Here is an 11,799-nt window from a genome sequence, read left to right as displayed (position 1 = left end):
CGTTTTTCCTTAACAGTGAAGCGGCTATGCTAACACTCATCACGCAACGAGGAAATTGGCGTGCGGTGTGCTTTCGCTTTTGGCCTAAGCCGCTAAAGTTGAAGAAGCGCTAATACAAGGAGACGCTATGGCAGACGTTCACTCGCAAGCCATTCGCAGCAAAAACATGCGCGCCATTCGCAATCAGGATACCGCGATTGAACAGCGTATTGCGTTGATTCTTAAAGATCGCGGCTTCACCTATCGCGTGCAGGATAAAGCGCTACCGGGCCGCCCGGATTTTGTCCTGCCCGCCGAGAAAGCGATTATCTTTGTTCACGGCTGCTTCTGGCATCGTCATCACTGCTACTTATTTAAGATGCCCGCCACGCGTACCGAATTCTGGAGTGGCAAAATTAACAGTAACGTTGAGCGCGACCGGCGTTACGTCGAACAACTGCGCGAAGGAGGCTGGAAAGTACTGATTGTTTGGGAGTGCGCGCTGCGCGGCAAACTGCAGCTGGACGACAGCGCGCTGATTGAACGTTTAGAAGAGTGGCTGCTGGCGGCAACCGACAGCAGCGAAATCGACCATCAGGGCTTGCATCACTATCGCGTTGAATAGTGCGAGATTGTTGCTTTTAGCCGCCATAACAGTTTAGATCTCCCTTTTCTCTGGGACGCGGAATGAGCCATGAGCAGCATCAAACTTACCGTTAAGCGCCTGTATCAACTCCGCGATGAGCGGATGGTGACAACCCAAGCCACGGCGCGCATTTATCTTGGCGATCGGCTGGTCGCCACCGAAGAGATCAGCGGCATGACGGAAAGTCCGGTGAGCAAGTATTTGCACGCCGGAGATCTGACGGGGCCATTACGCGTTGAATGGGACTGTGCGGGCATCGCCGATATGTCAGTGACGGCGATTGAGCGTTGCCCCTGTTGTCAGGATCACGAACCGGAATAATAAGGAATACCACTTTGGCAGGAACCAGTTTACTTACACTTCTGGATGATATTGCAACATTGCTCGACGATATCTCGGTAATGGGCAAAGTTGCGGCAAAGAAGACCGCAGGCGTATTGGGTGACGATCTGTCGCTGAATGCGCAGCAGGTTAGCGGTGTCAAAGCCAACCGTGAATTGCCGGTTGTATGGAGCGTGGCAAAAGGCTCCTTTCTCAATAAATTAATTTTGGTGCCGCTGGCGTTATTGATCTCGGCATTTGCGCCCTGGTTGATTACGCCGCTGCTGATGATTGGCGGCGCGTATCTCTGCTACGAGGGCGTGGAGAAAGTGCTGCATAGCCTTAATCACGATAAGGCAGAGCAGAGTCCGGAAGCGCGTCAACAGCGTCTCGATAAACTGGCGCAGCAGGATCCGCGTGCGTTCGAAAAAGATAAAGTCAAAGGCGCGGTGCGCACCGACTTTATCCTCTCGGCAGAAATTGTCGCCATCACGCTAGGCATCGTTTCAGAGGCGCCGCTGCTGAATCAGGTACTGATTCTGGCGGGCGTCGCTATTCTGGTGACCATCGGCGTGTACGGCATCGTGGCGATGATTGTCAAAATCGATGATTTGGGATTCTGGCTTAAAGAGAAATCCTCTACCGTCGCGCAGGCGATTGGCGGCGTATTACTGGCCTTTGCGCCCTGGTTAATGAAAGCCTTAACGCTGGTCGGTACCCTCGCGATGTTTTTGGTTGGTGGCGGCATTGTGGTGCACGGCATTACGCCGTTACATCACGCCATCAGCGAATACAGCGCCGGATTCAACGGTTTGGTCTCGGCATTGCTGAGCAACGGCGCCAATCTGGTGATCGGCTTTATCATTGGGTCGATCGTGCTGTTAGGCGTAAATCTGATTGCTAAGCTGCGCGGCTAGCAGTTATAAAGCGCTGTAAATTTCTAATCACGGTCAGGAGAACGATGATGAACGACGATATGTTTGAATTTGATATCGATGCACAGCTGGAACAGGCTGAAGCCAAAGCGGCAGAGAAAGCCAACGAAATCCCTGCTGATATCAGCGACGAAGCGGACTGCGAAGGCTGCAAAATCTAATTTTCCTGTTCGGGAAGTGCTATCAAAGCCGACAATAAATCTTGTCGGCTTTTTTTATTTACAGAGTTTTTAACTGCTTATTCTGATTTAGTAGAAGTAATAGATTTATCGTATAGGAAAAAATCGGTCACAGCTGCTATACCTAAACTCGGTCATTTAACGATGAAAGAGGGAGGTGCGGTATGATCTTTGCAATCAGTGACGAAGTTCAGCACAAACAGGGCGGACCCACCATGGTGGTCACCGGCTATGCCAGCGGAATGGTAGAGTGTCGTTGGTATGATGGTTATAGCGTGCGACGTGAGGCGTTCCACAGTGACGAACTCAGTCACTTATCGAGCGCGCAACAGCTGGCCAGTTGAATCCATTCGGGACGGTTTTTGCCGTCCCGAATGGAGTTGTAGCTCAATGATTTACCTTTGATCCCTGCCTATAAATTTTTTCCCAAACTGACTACACTTTGCGCATTCGCCTCTTTTCGAAGCAGGGATGCACATGCCAAACTCACCTCAATTATCGCGTTGGAAAAGTCCATTTATACCGGTTCATCTCTGCTTTCTGGCGGTCTTTCTCTTCTCCGCTTTTCTCACCGTACATGAAGCCTTTGAGCTGAAAAACAATTACGAACAGCGTCAACGCGCGCAGTTATCCGACGTGCAGAAAAACCTCGACAGCCAGTTCCAGGAGAGCCTGGACGAGCTGCTCTATTACCAGCAAATGCTCAACTACGCGCTGACCCATCCGCTCGATTCCGATCACGCGCGCGAAACGGTGGCGCGCTTTCAGCAGCTGCGTCAGCAGAATCCCTGGCAGCTACAGCTTTCCAGTCCACGCAGTATGCCGATAAACGGCGTCGGCGATAGCTGGCTAACGCGCGACCCGCTGTTATCGCGTGACGATACCCATATTGATCATGAACTGCGTGCGGCGCTGGAGTTCAGCTTTATCCTGCAGTTTGGCGATACCAAACAGGATTTCCATTCCCGCTTCTGGTACATCTCGCGAGCCGGTTTCTACATCAGTTCGCGTCCGCCGCAAAACGCGCAGGAGCTGGAAGAGAGCTACGCCACCATGATCCAGCGCCCCTATTTCCGCGATCAGGATCCGCACAATCCGCTGCATGCACGCCTGCGCTGGACCGAAGGTTATCAGGGCTTATTTGATGAAGGGCTGATGATGACGGTCAGCACGCCGATTATCAGCGAAGGTTATTGGTACGGCGTGCTGTCGATGGATTTCACTCAGTCGCGTATCCATGCCTTGCTTGCATCCGCGCGCAACAGCTCATTGCAGGGCAAAATGGTATTGCTGGATCGCTCACTGCATGAAATTACCCGATTGACTGCACCCAACGACCAGCCATTAACCGCAGAACAAAAGGCCTTGCTAGAGCAGCAAATTCTGCAGAGTCCAGCCGGCGTGTCGCGGCTCGGAACGCAATTTATTACCTGGAGCAAACTCAGGAACGTTGATGCCTATATCGTCAATGTTCAAAGTCTGAAGCAGGGTTTTTCACAAGAGTTAGGCCGCGTGGCGCTGTTTATGGTGGGCATGTGGCTGGTGTTTGTCCTGCTGCTGGTGGCGGCGCATCAGGTGATATTCCGTTTGGTGCGGCGCCTGAATGATATGTCGGCCAAACTGGTGTGGCGGGCAAATTATGATGGTTTGACACGCCTGCTCAATCGCAGTGCCTTCTTCGAGCAATTTGATGCGCTGGCGGCGCGCGGCCAGCAGCAGCAAACGCCGCTGGCGGTAATTCAGTTGGATATCGATCATTTCAAAAAGGTCAACGATACCTGGGGACATCAGGCCGGCGATCAGGCCATTATCCGCGTGGCGAGCGTGATCAGCCACACGCTACGCAAATACGATGTCGCTGGACGCGTCGGCGGGGAAGAGTTCTGCATTGTGCTGCCAGAAACAACATTGGCAGAGGCGCAGGCGGTGGCGGAGCGGATTCGCGTGCGGCTGGAGGCGAAAACCATTCTGGTTAACGCCAGCACCACCTTTGGCATTACGCTTTCGGCGGGCGTCAGCGGCAGCGAAGAGCAGGGCGATTATGAGGCTGAGAGCCTGCAGGCCAGCGCGGACAGCAGGCTCTATCTGGCGAAGACCGGTGGGCGTAATCGCGTCTGCGCAGCGGATTAAACTTTGCCGTCGTTATCCTCTTCGACGGCCTGATAAATACGCTGCAGAATATCCGGGAAAGCCGATTGCACCCGGCTCCAGCTGGGAATAAACGGTTTCTCGTTCGGACGCTCAATAAAAGCTTGTCCGGCATCGAGAATCGCCTGGGTGAACATTTCTACCGCCGCTTCTTCAATATGCTGATCAAACTTCAGGCCGTTCATGGTGGCTTCGTGGTTGTAGATCTCCATCATATCCAGCGCATTGCGGTAGTAAGTAGCTTTCAATACACGGAACGAATCGCTGGTGAGCGGCACGCCCATGGTCGCCAGCTTACGCAATAGCGACTGCACGATGTCATTACTCATGCGCTTCAAACCTCCGGTGCCATCATCTTCCGCCAGCGGCTGATGTTTGTGGTCGTAGTTATCGGCAATCTCCACCTGACACGTCTGGCGCGTGGTGTAGTTACGATAAATCTCCGACAGCACGCCAATCTCTAATCCCCAATCGCCGGGAATCTTGATGCCGTTAAGCACGTGCGTGCGCATGGCAAACTCGCCAGAGAGCGGATAGCGGAAGCTGGTGAGGTAATCGAGATATTCCGAGTGACCGTAGACTTTCTGCAAGGATCGCAGCAGCGGACCCACCAGCAAACGCCCAACGCGGCCATTCAATTTGCCATCGGCCACACGCGCGTAAAAGCCTTTGCAGAACTCATACTGAAATGATGGATTGGCCAGCGGATAGAGCAAACGTGCCAGCATGCCGCGTTCGTAGGTGACGATATCGCAGTCGTGCAGAGCCACGCATTGGGTGCGATCGGAAGCCAGCGTGTAGCCGGTGCAGAACCACACATTGCGGCCTTTACCGGGTTGGCTCGGCGACAAACCCTCTTTATCCAGTTCGGCGTCCAGCGCTTTCAGGCGCGGGCCGTCATTCCACAAAATGCGATGGCGCTGCGGCAGGCGGGAGAAGAACTCGCGCGCAAAGAGAAACTGGTCGCGATCGGCGCGGTCAAGGCCAATCACGATCTCATCCAGATAGGGCACTTTCGCCAGTTCGTTAACAATGTTATCCAGCGCCGGGCCTTCCAGTTCCGAGAACAGCGACGGCAAAATCAGCCCCATTTTGCGTTTGCGTGAGAAGCGCACCATCTCCTTTTCCAGCGATTCGACGCTGCGGTGGGTGAGATTATGGAAATTAGTAATGACACCATTCTGGTAAAAATCACTCATCGTCTCATCCTTCTGGTTAAAGGCCGTTACTCGGCAAGAAAATAGTCCAGACCTTCACGCCAGCCTTGCGGACCGACGTGCGCGGTGTGGTAAACGTTCTCGGTATCGGTGCGTTGCAGTTCTACCGGCGTTTTGCTGAAGCCTTTTATCACCACGGCATAATCAACGCGCTCCAGCATCGGCACATCGTTGGGACCATCGCCCAGGCCGATGGTGGTGCGTGATTCCCCTTCTTGCGTGGCAAGATGCTGCTGAATTTCCGCCAGCGCGATACCTTTGCCGGTGCCGGCGGGCATCACATGCCAGAAGCGTCCGCCCTGAGTTAACGCCAGATGGTGTTCGGCAAGCGCCTCACGAAATTCCTGCAAACGGTGTTCATCATCGCGCCATAGCACTACTTCCGACGCTTCGCGCAGGCGACTTTGGCTGGCTTCGGTGAGCGTTAATCCGGTAAAGCGTGCTACTTCGGCATCGCTAAATTCATGAAAACCGTTAAAGCGGAACCGCGCCTGCAACGCGTGCAGCGTCTTGCAAAGCGCGTGATAGCCGGCGCTGGTTTCGGTCGGCGGCGTCTGTTCACCGCCCAACATCACGCGCGCACCGTTTTCAGCAATAAAAGGTGCGCCAGCAATGCCCAGCTTCTTTTGCAGTGGAATAATCTCTGCCGCCGTTTTGCTGGAACAAATCACCAGCGGAATCTGATGTTGTTTCAGACGCGCCAGCCATTCACTGGCCGCATCCCAGTTGTAGTCATGATGATCAAGTAATGAGCCATCAAGATCGGTAACGATCATCAGGGAAGAGTTAAGACTCAGCATCATCACACTCCTTACGCCAGTGGCATCCGTAAAGCGAAGAGTAATCAGTATAATAGCGGAATCGCGATCACACTTTTTCCGGCGACCCGGCCAGCGACATCCAGGATAATTCTTAAACAGCAGACGTAGCGGGATGCGCGATGCACATTTCGTGCACAGCTGAAACCAGCTGTGACGCGGTGCGTGGGGCGATTCTCATGAATGGTTATACAAAATTGTTCGATTTACATGCAGGGATAAGACTTGTCTTAATCGGACTAAGGCGTAATCTGACCGGGTGTTAAGAATTCCCTGGTGTAACGAATTTATTGATTTATTTTACCCGGCCATCCCGCCGGGTATTTTTTTGAAATCGATTTCAGCGGTTCACTTCACTGATGGCGAAATCGCGAATGTCGAGTTCGAAGGCTTCCGCTAAATCGGTGTAAGAGTCATAAGCCTCGCCGTTCACTTTGACGCGATGGGCGTTTTCGGCTTCCATAAACTCTTGTATCTCGCCCGACGTTCTTTTCTGAATCGCCTCCAGCAGCGCATCGACATCAATATTGACTTCGCGCTGCACATTCTCGCTGTACTCTTTTGCCGTCGTCATAGCGCCCTCCCAGAGGCGATTGGATGAGTTAACAGTATAGACGGTGCTGAAAAGAGGGCGTCGCGGGCAAATTACGGGCAAAAAAAAGCCCGCGCTGCGCGGGCAAAAATCCTTGTTACTTTTAGGTTGACTGCGCCTTTGGGGTTGGTGCAGTGAGGAGAAGTGTACGAGCAGCCCGCGTCAAAAGTCTCTCTATGAAACGTTAAGAAAGCGAAAAAGCGCATCTTGACAGAGTTTTACCTGCCTTTAAGTGCACAGTGCGTAACAGCGTCTATGCTTAGCGATTGATTGTTAAGTGATATCAGGGAGTGAATATGGACTTTTTACGTATTGTCATCGCCATTTTGGTACCGCCACTGGGCGTGTTCTTGCAGGTCGGGTTCGGCGGGGCGTTCTGGCTTAATATTCTGCTGACGCTGTGCGGCTACATTCCCGGTATCGTTCATGCGGTGTGGGTTATCGCCCGACGCTGATCGCGATCAGGCAGTGTTGATTATCTTCCGTTAAACTGTGTCGCAGGACAATTTGTGGAGAGTAATCAATGAAGGTGAACGATCGCGTTACGGTTAAAACCGACGGCGGCCCGCGCCGTGTAGGTACGGTGCTGGCAGTGGAAGCATTCAATGAAGGCACCATGTATCTGGTGGCGTTGGAAGATTACCCGCTGGGGATTTGGTTCTTTAATGAAAGCGATCATGCCGAAGGCGTGTTTGTTGAGCCGTATGAAGGGGCTTGATGCCAGGTGCGCATAAATGCGCACCTGAGTTGTAGGGTCGCCATTCATGGCGACCTCTGCAAATTCAACGCTTAAAACGTCTCCCAATTATCATTTCCCGACGTCGCCAATGCCGGACGCGGCGCCAGATTCGGCGTACGCAACCCGGACTGCGCCGCTTTAGCCACTTGCGCAACCGGCGCATCATTCAAACGGAACACCGCAACCGCCTGCGTCAATCGGCCAGCCTGGTCTTCCAGCGAAGCCGCTGCCGAAGAGGCTTCCTCAACCAGCGATGCGTTCTGCTGCGTCACGTTATCCATCTCGGTCACCGCCAGGCTTACTTGCTGAATGCCACGGCTCTGCTCATCCGACGCGGCAGCAATCTCCGCCATAATGTCCGTCACGCGCCGCACCGCTTCAACAATCTCGCCCATGGTATTACCGGCTTCACCGACCTGGTGTGAGCCGTTGGTAATCAAACCTACCGATTCAGCGATCAGCGTTTCAATTTCTTTCGCCGCCTGCGCACTGCGCTGTGCCAGATTACGCACTTCGCTGGCTACCACGGCAAAACCACGGCCTTGCTCACCGGCACGCGCCGCTTCGACGGCCGCGTTCAGCGCCAGAATATTGGTCTGGAAGGCGATGCTGTTAATGACGTTAGTGATCTCGGCAATCTTCTTCGAGCTGCCAGAAATGTTGTTCATGGTTTGCACCACGCCGCTCACCAGATCGCCGCCGCTGCGTGCTTTGCCAGAGGCATCGGCGGCCAGCTGACTGGCGTGATGCGCGTTCTCGGCGTTCTGTTTCACCGTTGCGGTAAGCTGCTCCATGCTGGCGGCAGTTTGCTCCAGCGCTGAAGCCTGCTCTTCAGTACGCGATGAGAGGTCGGTGTTGCCGGCGGAGATCTCGCTGGAGCCCTGATAAATCGCCACCGCACCTTCACGCACCGTGCCTACGGTACGCACCAGCGAGGCCTGCATCAGTTGCAGGTTATGCAGCAAGCTACCAATCTCGCTGCGGCCATAGGCTTGCTCCGGCGCAGTCAAATCGCCTTGCGCAATACGTTCGATGCGGTCAACAGATTGGCGCAACGGGCTAATCACTACGCGACGCAGGAACACGAAGGTCAACAGCACTAACACTAATGCGGCGACAAATGCGATAGCCATAGCAATAAAACCGACGCGCGATTGATGTGCGGCTGCGGCATTAATCGCTTCGGCGCGGTCGGTACGTATTTTAATCGCCTTCAACAGCACGGCGTTATAGGCGTCATCCAGCTTACGCGTGACGTCAGTTTCCTGCGCCACGATACCTTCAAAGCTGCCTTGCTTAGCCGATTCAATCATCGGCTTAAGGCCTTTATCAATATAGGCATTGAAGCTGGCGGTCAGCGGTTCGTCGAGGGCAATATCCGCCGGCGTTTTTGCGTTGCGATCCATATAGAGTTTAAAGCCTTCGCGCGCTTGTTTAATACGCGTCTCGGTACGTGCTAAATCGGCACGATAACCATCCATCTCGCCAATACGCGCGGCCGCACCGGATTGCAGCACATTCAGTCGCGCAGTGCGCAGATGGTTAGAACTGTTGGAGATGCCCATGCGGATTTGAATTTCTTCCGTGGCATCATTGAGTGAGTTATTACTCTGAATCAAAAAGTAGCTGGCGAGTCCAATGCACAGGGCAAAAAGCAGCAGAATGCCACCAAAGATCATACTGAACAAAGGCATCAGGCGCAGGTTCTGCCAGATGCTGAGCTTATATTGCTCATCAATCGATGCTGTTTTCATATCCTTGCTCTCATGTAGGTAGGTGTTATGAGAATAAGCATCGGCAGGCGAGGGGAAAGGATTAGGCAGGAAAGTGAGATCAAACTCGCAAAACGAGAAAGGGGCCAATTGCTGGATTGGCCCCTTTATTCACTGAAGGAAATTATCGCACGTTAACATAAATCCCTGAGGTAACATTATCAGTCAAACGTACGACATGATAAATAACCTGCTTATTATGGGTTTTAATTTTACGTTTAATATTACCTTTGTGTGACGAAACAGTTTTGGCTTTAATTTGCATATTCTCAGATATCTGAATGGTGTCATGACCTGACATCCACATTTTCAGCATATTTGATTCAGTCTGACTTAATGTCAGTGGATGCACGTCGAGCCCAGCAGAAATACGTGGCGAAGCGTTGAGTTTCTTTTGCAGGTAGGTGCCTAACAAAGAATCCAACGTCGAAGTTTTTATCGATTTTGACGTAATAATCAGGTTCTTACGAACGTAGAGGTATTCCTCAAAATGGATATTCGAGATCGCCATGAAAATAAAGAATAAGGTATCAGGATGCTGCATAATAATAGCACGAATACGATCGCTGGAATCAGATTCGTGAATAAAGCACTCTTCGTTGATAAACACGACGCCCGGCTTTATTTGCTCACATCTTTGTTGCAATTGGTCGATGTCAGAGACAGGAGTAATATTTTTCTTTTTAACTCCTTTCGCAGACATATAGTCAGACAAACCCAGGCGTGTGTAATTACATGAATCCATAATAATCGTTGGCATTATAGCGACCCTCACCAATTTGTTATCCGTTTAAATCAACGATGAATACGCGTTTGCGGTACGAGAGAAATTTCCAAAGACACTTTTTTATTCTGCTCGGCAGATTGGCGATAGAAATCCATGCGCCATCATGACTCTTCCCTGAACCGTGCTGCGAAGTTATTTTTTTTAGTACATCCACGTCACTCTCAGCCCAGCCATAGTAGGGATGGCTGAGGATTTGCATTAAGTGTTTAATTCGCTCTGTTTTGAGAGCCCTGTCACTATCGCGCAGATCACAGACAAATCTGATAGGACAAATCTTAAAAACATTTGTTTAGCGAAAGTATGACGCTTCAGCGAGCGTTGACAATGCCGGAAAAAAGGGATTTAGACAAGAAAAATCGCTTTGAAATTTTTTTTGTTTAAAAACAGCCCTTTGAGCATTTCATCAACCAATTCTCAAGGTTTAGCCCCTTAGGAATCGTCTGACTAAAATACGCGAAGCGCGGTTTAATAAGAATAATTTTCACCTAAAATGCGCATTTATCAGAATTTCCTCAGTTGATTTCTGGAAAAAATGGTTCGAAAAATGCACAGACTGTTTCTGGTTGCTTAACTATTACTTAAGAACGCCTACAGAATAGTTAATCAACTCGCGCGGGAAAGTTCTGACATAAACTGGGCGAGTAAATCAAAGACTTCGCTGAACAGATGTTCGCAGAAGGGAGCAAGCAGCGGCATCATCAACCCAACGCTGAGGATGCCCACCGTTAAGGTAATCGGGAAGCCAACCGCGAAAATTGAGAGCTGTGGTGAAACACGGTTTAACAAACCTAGTGCCATGTTTAGCGTGAGGAGTAGAACTATTAAGGGCAGCGCTAACATCATGCCACTAAGGAAAATTAATCCGGCGGCTTTGACTAACGCCATAAAGGCATTGGCGTTGAGCGGCTGGTCGTTGATCGGCAAGGTGTGAAAACTGTCCACCAATAGCGAGATCAGCCACAGATGTCCGTTGAAGGTAAGAAACAGCAGCATCGCCAGCATATCGAGAAAACGCGCCAGCACCGGCATGTTCAGGCGGCTGCCCGGATCGAAGAAGGTGGCGAAGGACAAACCCATCTGCAAACCAATCACTTCACCCGCCATGCGCACTGCGGCAAAGGCGAACTGCATGGTCAGGCCGATGCTCACGCCAATCAGCAACTGTTGCAGCAGCAACCAAAATCCGGCGGGTGTAAAAAGCGTAGCCTCCACCGGCGGCAGCACCGGCAGAATGATCCAGGTGGTTAATACCGCGAGGCCAATCTTGACGCGTTTGGGAATCGACTTTTCGCTCAGCACCGGCGCGCTGGCAAACAGCGCCAGCAAACGCACCATCGGCCAGAAGAATTGTGCGACCCAATGGATCAGTTGGCTACTGTCGAGGTTAATCATTAGCCAATGATGTACGGCAGATTGCTAAACAGCGTGCGAATGTAATCCAGCATCAGATTCAGCATCCACGGACCGGCGATCACTGCGGTAGCGGCAACGGCCAGAATCTTCGGAATAAAGGAGAGCGTTTGTTCGTTAATCTGGGTCGCGGCTTGCAGCACGCTGATGATCAAACCGCTGATCAACGCCACCAGCAACATCGGCGCGGCCATCAGCAGCGCGACGCGCATTGCTTCCTGGCCCATAACCATTACTGATTCAGGTGTCATGTTGC

15 protein-coding genes are annotated in these 11,799 nt (G+C 51.9%); 8 read left to right on the top strand and 7 right to left on the bottom strand.

What is annotated here, in order from left to right; all coding sequences use genetic code 11:
- Positions 1 to 127: 127 nt before the first annotated feature.
- The 6 genes from VIJ98_RS12030 to dgcQ all read left to right on the top strand — a co-directional run bounded on the left by VIJ98_RS12030 (position 128) and on the right by dgcQ (position 4,190).
- Positions 128 to 604, top strand: coding sequence for a very short patch repair endonuclease (locus tag VIJ98_RS12030; protein ID WP_154157379.1), 477 nt, complete (start codon positions 128 to 130; stop codon positions 602 to 604).
- Between the two features lie 69 nt (positions 605 to 673).
- Entirely contained in the window at positions 674 to 946 is a 273-nt protein-coding gene (locus tag VIJ98_RS12025) for a hypothetical protein (protein WP_008105433.1), read from the top strand.
- 14 nt (positions 947 to 960) lie between these two features.
- Positions 961 to 1,863 (top strand): DUF808 domain-containing protein, encoded by a 903-nt coding sequence (locus tag VIJ98_RS12020; protein ID WP_008105432.1) that lies wholly within the window; start codon positions 961 to 963, stop codon positions 1,861 to 1,863.
- Between the two features lie 44 nt (positions 1,864 to 1,907).
- Positions 1,908 to 2,042 (top strand): hypothetical protein, encoded by a 135-nt coding sequence (locus VIJ98_RS12015; protein ID WP_323275884.1) that lies wholly within the window; start codon positions 1,908 to 1,910, stop codon positions 2,040 to 2,042.
- A gap of 182 nt (positions 2,043 to 2,224) precedes the next feature.
- A complete protein-coding gene (locus VIJ98_RS12010; RefSeq protein ID WP_008105429.1) occupies positions 2,225 to 2,404 on the top strand; it encodes a YodC family protein in 180 nt (59 codons plus the stop codon).
- Positions 2,405 to 2,537: 133 nt separating this feature from the next.
- Positions 2,538 to 4,190 carry a cellulose biosynthesis regulator diguanylate cyclase DgcQ gene (gene dgcQ / locus VIJ98_RS12005; RefSeq protein WP_061717617.1) on the top strand — a complete coding sequence of 551 codons (1,653 nt, stop codon included), beginning with the start codon at positions 2,538 to 2,540 and terminating at the stop codon, positions 4,188 to 4,190.
- Here dgcQ and VIJ98_RS12000 read toward each other — a convergent pair.
- The 3 genes from VIJ98_RS12000 to VIJ98_RS11990 all read right to left on the bottom strand — a co-directional run bounded on the left by VIJ98_RS12000 (position 4,187) and on the right by VIJ98_RS11990 (position 6,817).
- Positions 4,187 to 5,407 (bottom strand): glycosyl transferase, encoded by a 1,221-nt coding sequence (locus VIJ98_RS12000; protein WP_008105424.1) that lies wholly within the window; start codon positions 5,405 to 5,407, stop codon positions 4,187 to 4,189. The two genes, dgcQ and VIJ98_RS12000, sit on opposite strands and share 4 nt — an antisense overlap.
- Positions 5,408 to 5,433: 26 nt before the next feature.
- Entirely contained in the window at positions 5,434 to 6,225 is a 792-nt protein-coding gene (locus VIJ98_RS11995; RefSeq protein WP_323275823.1) for a mannosyl-3-phosphoglycerate phosphatase-related protein, read from the bottom strand.
- 358 nt (positions 6,226 to 6,583) lie between these two features.
- Positions 6,584 to 6,817 carry a DUF2525 domain-containing protein gene (locus VIJ98_RS11990; protein ID WP_061717614.1) on the bottom strand — a complete coding sequence of 78 codons (234 nt, stop codon included), beginning with the start codon at positions 6,815 to 6,817 and terminating at the stop codon, positions 6,584 to 6,586.
- 314 nt (positions 6,818 to 7,131) lie between these two features.
- Here VIJ98_RS11990 and VIJ98_RS11985 point away from each other — a divergent pair, with 314 nt between their 5' ends.
- Both VIJ98_RS11985 and dsrB read left to right on the top strand, forming a co-directional pair.
- Positions 7,132 to 7,290 carry a YqaE/Pmp3 family membrane protein gene (locus tag VIJ98_RS11985; protein ID WP_007891469.1) on the top strand — a complete coding sequence of 53 codons (159 nt, stop codon included), beginning with the start codon at positions 7,132 to 7,134 and terminating at the stop codon, positions 7,288 to 7,290.
- A 68-nt stretch (positions 7,291 to 7,358) separates the two neighbouring features.
- Positions 7,359 to 7,553, top strand: a complete 195-nt coding sequence (gene dsrB, locus VIJ98_RS11980) for a protein DsrB (protein WP_008105417.1) — start codon at positions 7,359 to 7,361, stop codon at positions 7,551 to 7,553.
- Positions 7,554 to 7,624: 71 nt separating this feature from the next.
- Here the strand turns inward: dsrB and VIJ98_RS11975 are convergent, their stop codons facing one another.
- The 4 genes from VIJ98_RS11975 to fliQ all read right to left on the bottom strand — a co-directional run bounded on the left by VIJ98_RS11975 (position 7,625) and on the right by fliQ (position 11,794).
- Positions 7,625 to 9,328 (bottom strand): methyl-accepting chemotaxis protein, encoded by a 1,704-nt coding sequence (locus tag VIJ98_RS11975; RefSeq protein ID WP_323274179.1) that lies wholly within the window; start codon positions 9,326 to 9,328, stop codon positions 7,625 to 7,627.
- A 142-nt stretch (positions 9,329 to 9,470) separates the two neighbouring features.
- On the bottom strand, positions 9,471 to 10,106 hold the full coding sequence (rcsA, locus tag VIJ98_RS11970; protein ID WP_008105413.1) for a transcriptional regulator RcsA: 636 nt from the start codon (positions 10,104 to 10,106) through the stop codon (positions 9,471 to 9,473).
- Between the two features lie 630 nt (positions 10,107 to 10,736).
- Positions 10,737 to 11,525, bottom strand: a complete 789-nt coding sequence (gene fliR / locus VIJ98_RS11965; protein ID WP_323274177.1) for a flagellar biosynthetic protein FliR — start codon at positions 11,523 to 11,525, stop codon at positions 10,737 to 10,739.
- Complete coding sequence (fliQ, locus tag VIJ98_RS11960) at positions 11,525 to 11,794, bottom strand: flagellar biosynthesis protein FliQ (protein WP_008105408.1); 270 nt, start codon at positions 11,792 to 11,794, stop codon at positions 11,525 to 11,527. Before fliQ ends, fliR begins: the two co-directional genes overlap by 1 nt.
- Positions 11,795 to 11,799: the final 5 nt, after the last annotated feature.

Source organism: Pantoea sp. S18, from assembly GCF_045689705.1.
GTDB lineage: Bacteria > Pseudomonadota > Gammaproteobacteria > Enterobacterales > Enterobacteriaceae > Pantoea > Pantoea symbiotica.
The sequence above is the reverse complement of the archived record's forward strand: the minus strand, read 5'-3'. Positions and strand labels throughout refer to the sequence as shown.

Coding starts and splice junctions, on each gene's coding strand:
- VIJ98_RS12030 (WP_154157379.1), top strand. CDS start 128: ATGGCAGACGTTCACTCGCAAGCCATTCGCAGCAAAAACATGCGCGCC.
- VIJ98_RS12025 (WP_008105433.1), top strand. CDS start 674: ATGAGCAGCATCAAACTTACCGTTAAGCGCCTGTATCAACTCCGCGAT.
- VIJ98_RS12015 (WP_323275884.1), top strand. CDS start 1,908: ATGATGAACGACGATATGTTTGAATTTGATATCGATGCACAGCTGGAA.
- VIJ98_RS12010 (WP_008105429.1), top strand. CDS start 2,225: ATGATCTTTGCAATCAGTGACGAAGTTCAGCACAAACAGGGCGGACCC.
- dgcQ (WP_061717617.1), top strand. CDS start 2,538: ATGCCAAACTCACCTCAATTATCGCGTTGGAAAAGTCCATTTATACCG.
- VIJ98_RS12000 (WP_008105424.1), bottom strand. CDS start 5,407: ATGAGTGATTTTTACCAGAATGGTGTCATTACTAATTTCCATAATCTC.
- VIJ98_RS11995 (WP_323275823.1), bottom strand. CDS start 6,225: ATGCTGAGTCTTAACTCTTCCCTGATGATCGTTACCGATCTTGATGGC.
- VIJ98_RS11990 (WP_061717614.1), bottom strand. CDS start 6,817: ATGACGACGGCAAAAGAGTACAGCGAGAATGTGCAGCGCGAAGTCAAT.
- VIJ98_RS11985 (WP_007891469.1), top strand. CDS start 7,132: ATGGACTTTTTACGTATTGTCATCGCCATTTTGGTACCGCCACTGGGC.
- dsrB (WP_008105417.1), top strand. CDS start 7,359: ATGAAGGTGAACGATCGCGTTACGGTTAAAACCGACGGCGGCCCGCGC.
- VIJ98_RS11975 (WP_323274179.1), bottom strand. CDS start 9,328: ATGAAAACAGCATCGATTGATGAGCAATATAAGCTCAGCATCTGGCAG.
- rcsA (WP_008105413.1), bottom strand. CDS start 10,106: ATGCCAACGATTATTATGGATTCATGTAATTACACACGCCTGGGTTTG.
- fliR (WP_323274177.1), bottom strand. CDS start 11,525: ATGATTAACCTCGACAGTAGCCAACTGATCCATTGGGTCGCACAATTC.
- fliQ (WP_008105408.1), bottom strand. CDS start 11,794: ATGACACCTGAATCAGTAATGGTTATGGGCCAGGAAGCAATGCGCGTC.